Genomic DNA, 12,732 nt, shown 5'->3' with positions numbered 1-12,732 from the left:
CCGTGCCCGCTCCACCCGAGCCGCCTCACCCCAGGGCGGCCAGCGCCCGCAACACCCCCGACCGCCCGCCGTGCGGCACCGTCCACAGCGGATGCCCACGCACGCCCCACCGCTCCAACAGGGCGTTCGCCGCCAGGAAACCGGTCGTCGCCGCCCGCTCCATCAGCGCCACCGGCAACTCCGTCCGCACCACGTCACCCGCCACCATCACCCCGGGGTGCGAGGTGCGGACGGTCGGCCGGGTACGGAACCCGCCGACCGGGAACAGCGGACAGTCCGCCCGCCATTCATGGCGGGCATCGACGACCCGGGCCTCCCTGGTCTCCGGATACACCTCGTGGAGCTGAGCCGAGAGCCGCTTCTCCACGAGCGCCCGATCCGCGCCCTCGTCGACCGCGTATCCATGCAGCTCCACCACCGATCCACCGGTCCGCGCCGCCCAACGGGCCGCCTGACCCTCCCAGCGGTCGAGGACGCTCACATTGTCGAGTCCGTCATAGCCGCTGGTCCCGAGGAAGCCCGCCCGATCGGCACGCACCGGCCGGTCCAGCCAAAGCCGGGACACCACGAACGGCGGCGCCGTGCGGAGCGCCTCGACGTTCTGCCGCCAACCTGGGTCGCCCAGCCGCGGCGATGCGGCGACCAGCCGGCGCAGCCCGCCCACATCGAGGGCCAGCACCACCGCGTCGTACCGCTCGGGCCGCCCGTCCGCCGTCACCAGGACGCCGCCGTCGGCCTCGGGACGCACCTCCTCGACCGGGGAACCCTTGCGCACCCGCCCACCGAGCCGCAGCAGATAGTCCTCCAACGGGTCCCACAGCGCCTGCGGGTACGGCTCGCGGGGCACATCGAACAACAGCCCCTCGGACGAGCCGAGGAAGTAGATGTGGAACATCACCAGCAGTTCCGCGGCGGACAGTTCCCTCGGATCGGCGAAGAAGCTCCGCGAGAACACCTCGAACGCCAAGTGGTGCGCAGCCTCGGGAAAGCGGATCGAGTGCAGGAAGTCCCAGGCACTGACCCCGTCGAACCGCTCGTACACCTGCGGCACCCGGACATCGAGCAGCGGCAGCGCGGCCCGTGGGTCCATCCGGGCCAGATCCCGCCATCCGAACGTGGGGCTGAGCGCCACGAACCCCAGCGCGCTCCACGGCGGTGTGCGCGGCACCCGGGCGAAGCTGTCCGTCATCCCGTCGCGGTGGCGAAGCGGATAGTCCGGCAGCCCGGAGAGCACCGCCAAGGAGGGGTCGGCCCGGCGCAGTAGCCCCCGCAGGTTGTAGTACTGGCGGAAGAAGGCGTGGAACCCTCGACTCATCGTCACCGTGGAGCCGTCGGCCAACTGGTCCTGCCACCCCGCCAGCCGTCCGCCGAGGAAGGGTTCGCTCTCCAGGAGCGTCACCCGCACCCCGCGTTCGGCCAGTGCGACCGCCGCCGCCAGACCCGCGATGCCGCCTCCGACGACGGCCGTGTGCGGTCCCTGCCCCGTACATCTGTCGTGACCGGGTGCCGGCATCAGCACCCGGGCCCTGCGGTCCCTGCCCCGCCTCGGGGCGCCGCTGCCACCCCCGCTCATGCCACGACCCCATCCGCTCGGGCCGCGCTGCGCCGCGCCAGGAACGTGTGCACGACGCCGGTGCTCCAACCGGGCATCGGTACGATCCGCACCCCGCCCCACCCGGCGCGCACGAGCCGGGTGGCCAACTGCGGCGCGGTGTCGAAGGCCAGCACGCTGCGCCACAGATGGTGGTAGAGGTCCCGGTCGCCGGTCAGGGTGCCGGCCGGGATGATCACTCCCCGGCACAGGGCCGTCCACACCGCCCGGTGCGGCGCGAGCCCGCTCAGGCTGTACTCATGGACGGCCAGCCGTCCACCGGTCCGCAGCAGGGAGTGGACCGAGGCGAGTACGCCGTCCGGGTCCGTCACATTGCGCAGGAGGTAGGCGGCGAAGACGGCGTCGTACGTCCCCTCCCCACCGGCCCGCTGTGCCAACTCCTCCGCCGAGGCGTGCACAAAACTCACGTGCTGCGGCCAGCGCTTCGCCGCCGCTCGCTCCAGCATGCCCGCGGAGGCGTCGACGGCGGTGATCTCGGCGTGCGGCGCGGCCCGCAGCAGGGCCGCCGTGGAGGCGCCCGTACCGCAGCCGAGGTCCAACAGCCGCAACCCCGCGCCGCCGTCGGGCAGCCGAAGCCGTCGGGCCGAACGCCTCAGATCGGCGTGGTAGCCCGGGTTCATCGCCACCAGCCGGTCATACGTGCCGGCGGCGCGGTCAAAGGCGTGGGCGAGGTCCTGGTCCCGCAGGAGTGTCATCAGTGCCTTCCTCAGCGAGTGGGGGAGTCCGCCCGCCCCCGTGTGCTCCCGGGCCACGCTGGGCGGTGCGCCGCAGCAGCGGCAGTTCCAGCGCGGTACGGAGCATGGGGCGTACGGGAGTGGTGAAGCCGATCCGGATGTCCTCCCACAGCCGGGTGCGGCCGTCGAGGAAGCGCAGCAGTCGATCCGGTGGCGTGTGGCGAAAGAGCGAGGTGAAGAAGTCGGGTCCGTCGATCCGACCGGTGTCCAGCGCCCGCAGCAGCACGGCGTCCATGGCGAGCGCCCTGCGCGGATGGGGTGCCGGGGCGGTGGCCCGTCCCTCGATGCGCAGCCCGTCGGCGATCTCGCGGGTCTGCCGCTGCACGGCCGCGAAGGTGTACCCCGTGGCGGGTCGGGTCGCACCGCCCGCCGCGCCGATGCGGAAGGCGGCCGATCCCGCCCGGCGCGGGAAACGTGCGTCGGTCATCGCGATCACTCCCTCCTCGGCGCCGCGCACCAGGAGCGGGCCGAGTTTCAGCACCTCCCGCGTGTACAGCTCAAGCGCGGACTCGTACGCCTGCCGGGACAGGGGCGCGCGGGAGAACTCGGTGTACTCCACCAGGGCGTCGCGCGGCCCGAGCGGAAGGACATAGCCGAAGGCGAGCCCGTGCCGGGGCTGGGGCACGCGGAAGTCCATCAGCTCGACCACGTCCGGATCGAAGACGGGTCCGTCGGTGTGGACGAACCAGCCGCGGAAGTGCTGGAGCAGGGTGGTGCGGGACGGCGGGCGCACTCTCGGTGGGCGCGAGTCGTACAGGGACTTTCCGCGTACGGTCAGTTCGTCCCCGTCCACCGTGGTGCACCGGACCTCGGCCCCCTCGGACACCTGGCGGACCTCATGGGCCGTCGCCGTCACCCGGCGTACGCCTGATGTGCTTCCGAGCCGCTCCGAGACGACCTCTTCGAACCGGGTGGAGGGGACCATCTTGTAGCGCAGGGCATCCAGCTCGCGTTCGATCCGCTCGCCGTCGGGGCCGTGGACCCGCAACCGCCGCCAGGACGCCACCACGGCGTCCTCGTACTCCCCCTCGGGCTTCTCCCAGAAGCACCAGGTGCGATCGGGTGGCCGTAGCGGACCTTCGGGGGCCTCGACCAGGACGATCGACAGACGTCTGCCGCCGGGGGCCGTGAGCGCATGGGCGAGAGTGAGCCCGGCGGCTCCCGCACCGACGATGACCACATCGGCCGCGATCAGCTCCTGGCTCACTTCGGTTCCTCCCCGGCTCTGTCGTGATGCGCCCGAATGCCACGGCCGCCCGGGGGCACCGGGCGGGCGGTACGGTCCGACGGCAGCGAGTCTGCCCGCCCCGACGACGTCAACCCCGCCAACCGGCGGGGGCCCGCGTGGCGGAGTGAAACGAACACCCCGCCACGGTGAATTCCGGTCGAGGGGGCTCGCTGGATGCAGACGGCGCGGATTCGTCCCCTTGTTCGTTCCGTTGCCCCCTCGGACGGCGGTCGGTATCGCACGAGGGGCGCGCGGAACCCCGGCGCCGTACAGTCGCCCCATGTCGCAGTCCCTGACGCTCGCGGAGATCGAGGCCATCGCCCGAGCCGCTCACGAAGGCCAGACCGACAAGACCGGTCAGCCCTACGCCCAGCACATCGCCGCGGTCGCCAACGGCGTGCGCGCCCGCGGCGGCAGCGACGAGCAGATCGCCGCCGGATGGCTCCACGACGCCGTGGAGGACCACGTCCTGTCCCTGGAGTGGCTCCAGACCGCCGAGCTTCCGCAGTCCGTCAAGGACATCGTCCTCGCCCTCACCAAAGGCGAGGGCGAGGACATGGAGAGCTACACCCGGCGCATCCTGGCCACTCCGGGCGCCCTGCTGGTCAAGGAGGCCGACCTGGCGCACAACACCGACCCGCAGCGGCTGGCCGCACTGGACGAGGCCACCCGGACCCGGCTGATCGCAAAGTACGCGAAGACCCGGGAGCTCCTGGGGCTCGTCTGAGTCGTGGCCTTGCGCCGCACTCAGCGCCCCGGTCCCAGGTCGGTCGCGTCCCGGCGAAACGCCCAGCGCATCTCCGGCTCGGTCGCCCAGCGCAGGGCCCTACGGACCGGGGGAGTGCACATCAGGGTCACCAGGGCCGCCGTGACCACGGTCAGCAGCACCTCGCCGGCGGGATCGCTGAGCCAGTCGTAGGTGTCGAACACCCCCGCGTACTCAGCGGCCTTCAGGGGAAAGCCGTGCAGCAGATAGCCGCAGATGGTTCCCACGCCCAGCACGGTGAACCAGGTCCGCCGACGCGGCACCCAGGAGAGGAACGCCACGGTCAGGACGGCTCCGAGACAGAAGAGCAGCAGCGTCATCACGATGCCCGTCCACCACGAGGCGCCCAATTCCTGTGCGCTGGAGGAGCGGTAGAACCAGCCGAGGTCCATCGACGGCGCGAGCCAGTAGGCGAGGGCGAAGGCGCCGGCGAGGAGCGGTAGCGACAACACGCGGATCTCGGGACGGCGCACCAGTTGGAAGTGCTCGGGGCGCAGGACCAGCCCGAGGACGAAGAACGGTAGGAACTGGAGCACGCGTTGGAGGTTGAGGTCGTCGCCGATGCCGGGGGTGAGGGCCGCGAGCGAGGCGACGACCAGGGCGACGGGCAGCGGCCGGCGGATCTGACGCCACAGCGGGGTCGTCAACCGCCAGATGAAGAGGGCCGCCAGGAACCAGGTCAGATAGAAGGGGTCGAGGAGGCTGATGGGCTGCCCCGGCTCATCACCGGCCCAGCGCCTGAACAGCGAGTACAGCAACTCGAAGACCACATAGGGGAGGGCGATTCCGGTCAGCAGCCGTCTGACTTGGTGGGGACGGCCGCTGTAGCTCCGCGAGAAGTAGCCCGAGACGATGATGAACGCCGGCATGTGGAAGGTGTAGACGAGCATGTACAGCGCCCGCGAGGCGCGGCTGCCCTCCATGACCGGTTCCCAGGCGTGGGCGATGGCCACCAAGACGATCGCCAGGTACTTGGCGTTGTCGAAGAAGGCGTCCCGCCGGGGGGCGGTCGAAGCCTCCCGGGGCGGGGCGGCGGGGTCATGTGTCGTCGCGGCGGGCGACGTTGAGACCCTCTCGGGGGACGTCGTATCGGTCACAGTCGCCGCGGACACGGAGCTCGGCTCCCGGGCTTGGGGGCCCGGGGTTCTGCGCGATCCAAGGGGAGCGTGGAACATTCGAGGCACCCTAACTAGCCGTGTGGGAGGACGTAAAACACTCTTCGGCTGCCCTGTCAGGGAATCTCAAACCATAAATATTCGTCCGCTATCGACTATTTAATACACCTTAAATGGGTCATATCTCCCATGGTCCTGGAGGCTGTGAGGCGCCCCACGCCCCAGTTGTGAGCGCACCGTGACCGACCGGTGCCCACCGGGAAACGATCGGGCTGAATTCCTCCCCCGTTCCCCCTCCTGACTGTGGTCCGCGCCACCCGGATGGCTCGGATGGCGAGATTCCGTTGTCGTCGATGTGTCAGATGGCGGCATAGAAGGCCCAGTTGGTGGCACGATGTTCATGAGGCGGGGGATGTGCAGAGTCGCACGACCCTGGCCGGCGAGCGGACCGACCTAGGGTGTGATCTGTTGTGGCCATTTCACTGTCTGTGGTGCTGCTCTTGGGCATCATCATGGTCGTCATGATCCGCTCGGGCTCGCTCAAAGGCGGGCCCAGCATCGTTGCGATCCTTTTCGGCTTCTTCCTGGCGTCGTCGGGCATGGCCCCTTCGATCGACAGATTCCTGACGTCGATAGCGAACACGATCAACGACATCAGTTTTTGACGGACGACCGCTCGACCTGATCGCGACTCGGCGCCCCTGGGCGCCGCACGACGTGCCAGCGGCCCACGGGCCGCCCGGCAGGCACTGCGAACACTGGCTGCGAACATCGCCAGACCAGCCAGTGCCCGACCATGCAAAATGGCTTCGGGCCCGGTGAGACACGATCGTGTCTCACCGGGCCCGAAGTCATTTGGAGCGGGCGACGGGAATCGAACCCGCGTAGCTAGTTTGGAAGATCGCGTATGCGTATGGCGGTTGATCTGCTGTTCTGTTGAACAGGTGAAACCGGCGGGAAGCGCTGTGACTCCCCGCCAGTTCCCGTCTGATGCCCCTCCGTCGGGCACGTGAGGGGCACGATGGTCTAGCTCAGCGGATCGAGAGTAGGAGAGCCGCCAAGCCTGTGAGTGCGGTTGTGAGTTGGGCCAGAGCCACGATCAGTTCTGGTAGCCGACTCCCGCTTGCTGGATCGCTCATTTACGTTGCTGTACTATTCTGGGTGTCGAGGTTGGTTGTGTTGGGTGACTTTGCTCTTGATCCTTGGATCGGGTCAGCTAGTCCGCTCCTCACGATTGACCGTGCACTGTGTATGCGAAAGCCGTAAGACGTGTCTCTGGCATGAGGCAGCACGTCGTACGGCTATTCGTCATGTGCGTGTGGCGTCATGGTAGCAGGGGCCTGTCAACCTCCCTTACGGCTGCGATCAGTTGAGGTCGGTTCCGCGATTTTGGGCGGGAGCTGCCATGGGGCGAGAGATCGGGGCCCGTAAGCTTCCGGCGAGTCGGGCAGTCTGTGGACCTGCCCGCAATAGTCCGATGTGGGCCCCGATCTTCGAGGCTCGCCCCATGGTGGCTGCCTAAAATCGCGGGGCCGACCGACCCCCGTCCGGGCCTGTTTGGGTTCTGACCGTGTGGACCGTGTCGCTAGCTGCCGGTCCGCGGCGGCTGAGGCGGCGCGGAGCGGGCCGAAGGCAGGAGCGGCGCGTCAGCCGGAAGCCGGGAGCGGGCCTGGCGGAGCGGAGCGACGACGGGTCCTTGATGAGGTAGAGAAACTTGTAACAGCTCAAGGGCGGGCGTCTGCTCGATCCGCAAGTTTCTTCAGCTCCGGTGGTGCGGCTCGCCCGCTGACGAGTAGGAGATCCCTGATGGTGTCCCGTGCCTGGATGTGATTGTGGATCAGGTCAGGGGAGAGTGATTCCGCTTCCAGCAGTGAACTAAGGGCTTCGCCCACTTGCCGTCGCTGTGCGTAGGCCCTTCCAAGATCCATGTGGAGTCGGGCGCGACGCTCAAGAGAGAGGCTGGTCGTGTCCAATCGGGTGCCTACCTCGATGGCTTCGCCAGCATCGCTCAACTCCACAGAGATCGAGACTGCCTGAATCTCTACGTTGGTGGGACCGAACTCCAGATTGAAATCATTGCGATCACCACCCATTCTTGTAGCGACTCGACGGGCGTTCTCCATTTCCTCCTTCGCTCGTCTTCGGTCTCCCGCACGGGCGTGAATCAGAGCCAGCACCATGTGCAGAGCCCCCATGACTGACATGGCTTCGGGCTCCGCAGGTCTTTCGTCATAGTGCCGCTTCAAGGCGTTCAAGGCAGTGGTGGCGGCGTGCTCGGCCTGGTCTAGGTGCTTGAGTCGCACGAACGCATGTGCCAGGCGAAAGATGCTCGCGAACACATCCAGGGTGCTTCCAGACTCCTCAGCCGCACGAATCGCACGATCTGCGGCGACCCATGCCGCATCTGCTTCGTTCTGGCGGACAAAAGCGGACGCGAGAGCCTGGTAGGTGCGGCTGAGTAGGGCCCAAAGCCGCGGTCGGTCTGCCAACGGTCCTGTCCGGGCTGCCCGCTCGATCCTGGGTACTAGTGGGCCAAGCGTTGAACTCAACTCGGTGAACCGATTGGCGTGTGTGAGTTCCCAGACGTAATCAACGGATGCTTGGATCTCCTCCACATTGGTTGGTCCCGATGCCTGGGTGCCGCTGAGCACGACTTCGGGAACTGGGTGTCCTGAGATGAGAAGCCTGGCGTGATCGAGATCGTTGGGTAGATGCGCTTCAGACCCTGACGAGTCCACTTCTGCCGGCGCGTCGGGGCGTAGTTCCTGCTGTGAGACACCTAGTCCATCGGCAAGTAGGCGAAGGACGTCCATGCGATTGACCGGTTGAATGCCGCGTTCGACCTGTGACAGCCAACTCGCGGTGCGTCCGATTTCGGCTGCTAGCTGCTTCTGCGTCAGCCCACGGTCCTCTCTCAGGCCCGCGACCCGGGCGCCGAACGCTCGGCTTTCCTCCGGGGTCATCCCAAAACCGTCCCTGCACTGCTCATGGGCTGCATGAACGTGACCTCCAGCGACTGGATGTGCTGCTCCCGTTCGCTGAGGAAGTGGCGCGTGTGATCCATGCGCTCGTGACGGTCGAACGCGGCTCGGTCTTCGTATAGCTCGTAAAAGATCCGTGCGTTGGGATCGTCCTCGACCGTGTGCACGACGTAGGCGAGTGTGCCTGGTTCCTGCGTCTGGATGCCGGTCAACGTCCTCTCCACCAGAGCGTCAAAGGCTTCTGCCGCCTCTTCGCCATGCAGGGTGAATCGGACGATGAGGCCAAAACCGCTGGTCATGTGGTCCTCCTTGATGTCAGTCCCAGACTCGCAGAGATTGAGTAGCACTGCTACTCGCAGGTTCTCTTGACTCGCAGTTTTTCTGTGAGTACTTTCGTAGTGAAGCTGCGACTCGACGTGAAGTCGTCGGGCCTGAGTCAAGGGAGTGCCTTCATGCCTTCGTTCAAGATTGATCTTTCGTCTGCTGTCGTGTTCGTGGCGACGGCTCCGGTTCCGAAGCTGAAGAACAAGGCCACGGGTGAGATCGCGGTGGACCGGGAGACCGGTGCGGATCTGTTCGTGGTGGGTCTGCTGATCTCGGATGAGGGTGAGGGGAACCTGTACCAGGTGGCTGTGCCGAAGACGGGGGTGGATGCCTCGTTGTCGCCGGGTATGCCGGTTGCGGTGACGGGTCTGAAGGCTCGTGACTGGGACATCGACGGTCGTCACGGGATCAGCTTCCGTGCGGTGGCTGTTACGTCGCTCATGCCGGCCGCTGCGAATGGGCAGGGCTGACCATGTCGGATTTGATCACTGCGGTGGAGGTGTCGGGGGCGTTAGCGGCTGCTGGTGGTCTCGGGTATGCGAAGGTGCGGGCTCCGCGTGTGTGGTGGTCGCTGGTGGGTCTGCCGGTGGTGCGGGTGCGGTTCGCGGTGACGTATCGGGCGACGATGGATGTGTGTGGGCTCACCGTGCAGCCGTCTCGTGTGCGGGCGTTCATGGTGCGGACGGTGGCTCGTCGGTCGGATGTGCTGCCGGTTCCTCCCCAGGTGCGGCGGGTTCGGTACTCGTCTACGGGGTTGCGGGTGACTCTGCGTCTTCCGGCTGGTCTGGAGCCTGCGGATGTCTCGGCTGCTTCTGCGCGGTTGCGTCATGCGTGGGGCGTGTACTCGGTCGCGGTGGTGGAGTCGAAGCCGGGCTTCGTGGAACTGCGGATGACCGGCTATGACGTGCTGCGGCGTGTGCGGATGCCTCGTGTACGGAAGCTTGCCGGGCCGTTGGTGGTGCCGGTCGCACTGCGGGAGGACGGTTCGGCCTTCGTCCGGGACTATCGGGCGGTGCCGCACGCTCTGACCCTGGGGGCGAATCAGTCGGGCAAGTCGATGTATCAGCGCAACCTGATCAAGGGGCTCGCTTCCTTGGACGTGGCCTTGGTGGGGATCGACTGCAAGCGCGGTGTGGAACAGGGCCGGTTCACCTCTCGGTTCTCCGGCTTCGCGACCACACCGGATGAGGCTTCCGGGCTGCTGGACGCGCTGGTGGGTGAGATGGAATCCCGCTTTGATCTGCTGAGCCTGCATCAGGTCTCGGACCTGTGGGACCTGCCTGCGTCACTCCGTCCGGTGCCCCTGGTGGTCCTGGTCGATGAGGTCGCCGAACTGTTCCTGACCTCGGCCAAGAAGGATGAGGAACGCCGGGACCGCATGGTCATGCAGATGGTCCGGCTCGCTCAGATGGCTCGCGCGGTCGGGATCTATTTGGAGGTCTGCGGGCAGCGTTTCGGCTCGGAACTCGGCCGTGGGGCGACCATGCTGCGTGCCCAGTTGACTGGCCGTGTCGTGCATCGGGTCAATGACCGGCAGACCGCTGAAATGGGCCTCGGTGATATCTCGTCTGAGGCGATGATGGCGGCCTGCTCCATCCCGCCTGACCGGCCTGGTATCGCGGTCGCGGGGGATACCTCGGGGGGCTGGTCGCGTATCCGCACTCCCGAGATCACAGCGGATGACACTGCCGCTGCCTGCCGGAAGTTCGCGCACCTGACGCCCAACATTGCGGCCCTGGCACCCTACCGGCCGAACCCGTCGATTCGGGTGGGCGACTTCCCGGCCTTCGACTTCACCACCACGCTCGCCACTCCGCGCGCAGCGACCGAGTAGCGCTCCTCTTCACACGGTTGGCGTGACTGCCTCGCGCCATGTCCCTACCCCGCCCATGCCCGAAACCGGAAGGACATCTGTCATGGCCGCGAAGAGGACCACCACCCGACGAATCAAGCCTGTCGCTCCGGCTCCCTGCCCGGACTGCAAGGGCGCTGGCGAGACCGCCGAGACCGTGCGCATCGGCGCCCGTAAGGGCCGTGAGACGGATCACCGCCAAACGGTCCTGTGCCTGTCCTGCCTGGGTACCGGCCTCGCCACCTAACCCTCCGTACCCGTCCGGGCGGTCACCAGATGGCCGCCCGTCTCGGGCCACACCCCCTGAAGGAGGTGAAGACATGCGCACCATCAAGGTTGATGCGGTCCTCGTTCAGGCGGTGATCGCTGCCGCCCTGTCCTTCGCCCACCTGCACGACCTCGCCGCCGCTGCCGGCCAATCCGGGTGGAAAGCCTGGGCCTACCCGATCAGCGTGGATCTGCTCATGGTCGCGGCGTGGCGTCGACTGCGCTCCGGGTCGACACCGGTCATGGCCTGGTCCTGGTTCCTGATCGCCCTGTTCGCCTCACTCGGCGCGAACGTCGCCACCGCTGGCTTGCTCGACCTCGACTCGCCCCCGGCATGGCTCCGTGTCCTGGTAGCGGGCTGGCCCGCCCTGGCCTTCCTCGGCGGAAGCCTCCTCGCCCACACACCAACCGCTGAGACACCCACCGAACCGACTCCAACCGTCCCTGATCCGGGACCGGTTGCCGAACCTGCTCCCGACCCGATCCCCAAGCCCGACCCTGCCCCGGCTCTCGACCCTGCTCCGGCCCCCGTAGCTGTTCCGGCGACTCCGGTGGTGCCGGCCGCGCTGGTGGACCACGCCCGAAAGATCGCGGCGGAGCACCAGGCCCGTACCGGTGCCCGGATGGATGCCGACGCCCTACGAGCCCGGCTCGGAGTACCCCCGGCCATGGCCCACGCCATCGCTGTCCAACTCACCTGAAAGGGGACGACATGCCGCGCCCGAAGCGCTTCCGGAACTTGACCCGCTCTGGCCCGGTGCAGATCGGTACCCACAACGACGCTCGGGGCCGGGAGAAGCACACCGCCGCGTGCACGGCCCCGCGTTGTGGCTTCTCGGCCGATTACGACTCACGCGCTGCCGCTGAGCTCGCCGCCCGTACTCACCACTGCACTCCCTGACTTGAGAGGACACCTGCCATGGCCACCCCGGAGCCCACACCGCACGCGAGGTTCCTTGTCCCGGTCAGTATCGGGCTCGCTACCGCGATCGGCATCGGGGGCGTGATCGCCGCCTTCCTCGCCCTGCTGGAGTTCGCCGTTCACGCTGCCGCACTCGTCGGCGGAGCACTCGGCCCGATCGGTCTCGGCATCGCTATCCGACTCACCCGACCCAACAACCACTGAAAGGAACCACCGCCATGGGCCTGTTCAACCGCAAGAAAGAAGAACCCTCACAGCCCAACCGTGAGATCGCCGAACGCGGACGGGACTACGCGATTGCCAAGCGACACGGCGACCGCCGCGCCATGAACAAGATCGTGCGCCAGATGGAGAACGACGGGCTCGCCTCCGCCGACTGGGACTCCTTCAAGGCGGGCCAGAGCGAGTACGACGACATCCCGCCCATCCCCAAGACGCGTCGCAACCGGCGTCGCTAACCAGCCCCCGGGGCGGCCTCAACCGCCAAGTATCCGCCGCCCCGGGGCCCATCCCTCCCAGATCCAACGGACCCGAAAAGGAGCCCTGATGGGCCTGTTCAAGAACTCGAACAACCAGCCATCTGAGGCGTTCGCCGCTGACGAACAGCACCGTGCGGACGGTCTTGCGCACCGCATCGGGGAGATCACCTCGACCCGTGACCATCCGTCGGCGGACAGCCTGACCTTCTACAAGGACGCCTACCGCGACGCCTCCACCAACGCTGCCGCGCACACCGCGCAGCCTCACCACTGACCAGCCCCCGGGGCGGCCTCAACCGCCAAGTATCCGCCGCCCCGGGGCCCATCCCTCCCAGATCCAACGGACCCGAAAGGCACTCCCATCATGGCCCACTCCAGCCCTGTCCGCGTACGTGTCTGTGCTGACTGTGACGGCTTCCCGCTCGTGGTCGTCACGACCGCGGCATCTCGCC

Annotated in this window: 16 protein-coding genes; 10 read left to right on the top strand and 6 right to left on the bottom strand. The window is 67.5% G+C overall.

Annotation, left to right across the window (positions count from 1 at the left end; all coding sequences use genetic code 11):
• Positions 1 to 25: 25 nt before the first annotated feature.
• Genes OID54_RS13540 through OID54_RS13530 form a run of 3 tightly spaced genes read right to left on the bottom strand, consistent with a single transcriptional unit; the run spans position 26 to position 3,553 of the window.
• Positions 26 to 1,573 carry an NAD(P)/FAD-dependent oxidoreductase gene (locus OID54_RS13540; RefSeq protein WP_329018839.1) on the bottom strand — a complete coding sequence of 516 codons (1,548 nt, stop codon included), beginning with the start codon at positions 1,571 to 1,573 and terminating at the stop codon, positions 26 to 28.
• The gene (locus tag OID54_RS13535; protein WP_329018837.1) at positions 1,570 to 2,307 is read right to left on the bottom strand and encodes a class I SAM-dependent methyltransferase; all 738 of its coding nucleotides are present in this window, start codon (positions 2,305 to 2,307) and stop codon (positions 1,570 to 1,572) included. Before OID54_RS13535 ends, OID54_RS13540 begins: the two co-directional genes overlap by 4 nt.
• A complete protein-coding gene (locus OID54_RS13530; protein WP_329018835.1) occupies positions 2,267 to 3,553 on the bottom strand; it encodes a lycopene cyclase family protein in 1,287 nt (428 codons plus the stop codon). The genes OID54_RS13535 and OID54_RS13530 overlap by 41 nt, the downstream gene beginning before the upstream one ends.
• Before the next feature lie 301 nt (positions 3,554 to 3,854).
• Here OID54_RS13530 and OID54_RS13525 point away from each other — a divergent pair, with 301 nt between their 5' ends.
• Positions 3,855 to 4,301 carry an HD domain-containing protein gene (locus OID54_RS13525; RefSeq protein ID WP_329018833.1) on the top strand — a complete coding sequence of 149 codons (447 nt, stop codon included), beginning with the start codon at positions 3,855 to 3,857 and terminating at the stop codon, positions 4,299 to 4,301.
• A 20-nt stretch (positions 4,302 to 4,321) separates the two neighbouring features.
• Here OID54_RS13525 and OID54_RS13520 read toward each other — a convergent pair whose 3' ends face one another.
• Positions 4,322 to 5,515 carry an acyltransferase family protein gene (locus OID54_RS13520; protein WP_329018830.1) on the bottom strand — a complete coding sequence of 398 codons (1,194 nt, stop codon included), beginning with the start codon at positions 5,513 to 5,515 and terminating at the stop codon, positions 4,322 to 4,324.
• 410 nt (positions 5,516 to 5,925) lie between these two features.
• Between OID54_RS13520 and OID54_RS13515 the strand changes: the two genes are divergently transcribed.
• Positions 5,926 to 6,120 carry a hypothetical protein gene (locus OID54_RS13515; protein ID WP_329018827.1) on the top strand — a complete coding sequence of 65 codons (195 nt, stop codon included), beginning with the start codon at positions 5,926 to 5,928 and terminating at the stop codon, positions 6,118 to 6,120.
• Positions 6,121 to 7,179: 1,059 nt separating this feature from the next.
• Here the strand turns inward: OID54_RS13515 and OID54_RS13510 are convergent.
• Together OID54_RS13510 and OID54_RS13505 are read right to left on the bottom strand one after the other, a co-directional pair.
• On the bottom strand, positions 7,180 to 8,418 hold the full coding sequence (locus OID54_RS13510) for a helix-turn-helix domain-containing protein (protein WP_329018825.1): 1,239 nt from the start codon (positions 8,416 to 8,418) through the stop codon (positions 7,180 to 7,182).
• Complete coding sequence (locus tag OID54_RS13505; RefSeq protein WP_329018823.1) at positions 8,415 to 8,735, bottom strand: putative quinol monooxygenase; 321 nt, start codon at positions 8,733 to 8,735, stop codon at positions 8,415 to 8,417. The genes OID54_RS13510 and OID54_RS13505 overlap by 4 nt, the downstream gene beginning before the upstream one ends.
• 153 nt (positions 8,736 to 8,888) lie before the next feature.
• Here OID54_RS13505 and OID54_RS13500 point away from each other — a divergent pair, with 153 nt between their 5' ends.
• From OID54_RS13500 to OID54_RS13465, 8 genes are all read left to right on the top strand, one after another.
• A complete protein-coding gene (locus OID54_RS13500) occupies positions 8,889 to 9,230 on the top strand; it encodes an SCO3933 family regulatory protein (RefSeq protein ID WP_329018820.1) in 342 nt (113 codons plus the stop codon).
• A gap of 2 nt (positions 9,231 to 9,232) precedes the next feature.
• Positions 9,233 to 10,594 carry an FtsK/SpoIIIE domain-containing protein gene (locus OID54_RS13495; RefSeq protein WP_329018817.1) on the top strand — a complete coding sequence of 454 codons (1,362 nt, stop codon included), beginning with the start codon at positions 9,233 to 9,235 and terminating at the stop codon, positions 10,592 to 10,594.
• 82 nt (positions 10,595 to 10,676) lie between these two features.
• Positions 10,677 to 10,859 carry a hypothetical protein gene (locus tag OID54_RS13490; RefSeq protein WP_329018813.1) on the top strand — a complete coding sequence of 61 codons (183 nt, stop codon included), beginning with the start codon at positions 10,677 to 10,679 and terminating at the stop codon, positions 10,857 to 10,859.
• A 73-nt stretch (positions 10,860 to 10,932) separates the two neighbouring features.
• Positions 10,933 to 11,580 (top strand): DUF2637 domain-containing protein, encoded by a 648-nt coding sequence (locus OID54_RS13485; RefSeq protein WP_329018811.1) that lies wholly within the window; start codon positions 10,933 to 10,935, stop codon positions 11,578 to 11,580.
• 11 nt (positions 11,581 to 11,591) lie between these two features.
• Positions 11,592 to 11,780: a mobile element transfer protein gene (locus tag OID54_RS13480; protein WP_329018808.1), complete on the top strand. Its 189-nt coding sequence runs from the start codon at positions 11,592 to 11,594 to the stop codon at positions 11,778 to 11,780.
• Between the two features lie 18 nt (positions 11,781 to 11,798).
• Positions 11,799 to 12,005, top strand: a complete 207-nt coding sequence (locus OID54_RS13475) for a hypothetical protein (protein ID WP_329018806.1) — start codon at positions 11,799 to 11,801, stop codon at positions 12,003 to 12,005.
• Positions 12,006 to 12,019: 14 nt separating this feature from the next.
• Positions 12,020 to 12,259: a hypothetical protein gene (locus OID54_RS13470; RefSeq protein ID WP_329018803.1), complete on the top strand. Its 240-nt coding sequence runs from the start codon at positions 12,020 to 12,022 to the stop codon at positions 12,257 to 12,259.
• A gap of 88 nt (positions 12,260 to 12,347) precedes the next feature.
• Positions 12,348 to 12,554, top strand: coding sequence for a hypothetical protein (locus OID54_RS13465; protein WP_329018801.1), 207 nt, complete (start codon positions 12,348 to 12,350; stop codon positions 12,552 to 12,554).
• Positions 12,555 to 12,732 lie beyond the last annotated feature (178 nt).

Origin of the sequence: Streptomyces sp. NBC_00690 (assembly GCF_036226685.1) — a bacterium.
In the GTDB taxonomy this organism is placed as follows: Bacteria; Actinomycetota; Actinomycetes; order Streptomycetales; family Streptomycetaceae; genus Streptomyces.
Note: the sequence above shows the minus strand (reverse complement) of the source record. Positions and strands in the feature narration are given on the sequence as shown.